Genomic DNA, 405 nt, shown 5'->3' with positions numbered 1-405 from the left:
AAGTGGTGGTAGAAAAAATATTGGAAATTGATCATCAATTGAAAAATATGCCAATGGTACATTTTAGTTACCATATGGAAAATGTACCCAACTGGATAAAAAATCCGGAGATTTATCGCTTATACAAAGGTAATGGTGCAGTACAATCTGCAGGAAAAGGTAAACGCCTTCTGACAGGTATCCACTATTATTCTAAAAAAAGTGATGGAACTTTACGATTCCGCATGGGCGAAAGTGGTCATTATGTTTTATAACTTTCTTATCATTATTAGGTTACTTGTTTGAAACATGAATTACACGGCATGCTTTTTACTCAAAATCGACACAGACAGATATGGCAATAAAGCGCTCCCTTATCTGCTTTCTTATCAATATAAGGTGGTCAGTTGGTTTGATGAGCTAGTC

1 protein-coding gene is annotated in these 405 nt (G+C 35.3%); it reads left to right on the top strand.

Translation table 11 applies throughout. The features are described from left to right. The coding region (locus GQ590_RS12110) for a hypothetical protein (RefSeq protein WP_160409319.1) at positions 1–254 on the top strand (254 nt) is incomplete at its 5' end. Between the last annotated feature and the right edge of the window lie 151 nt (positions 255–405).

It is taken from the genome of Gilliamella sp. Lep-s35, assembly GCF_009795845.1.
GTDB lineage: Bacteria > Pseudomonadota > Gammaproteobacteria > Enterobacterales > Orbaceae > Gilliamella.
Note: the sequence above shows the minus strand (reverse complement) of the source record. Positions and strands in the feature narration are given on the sequence as shown.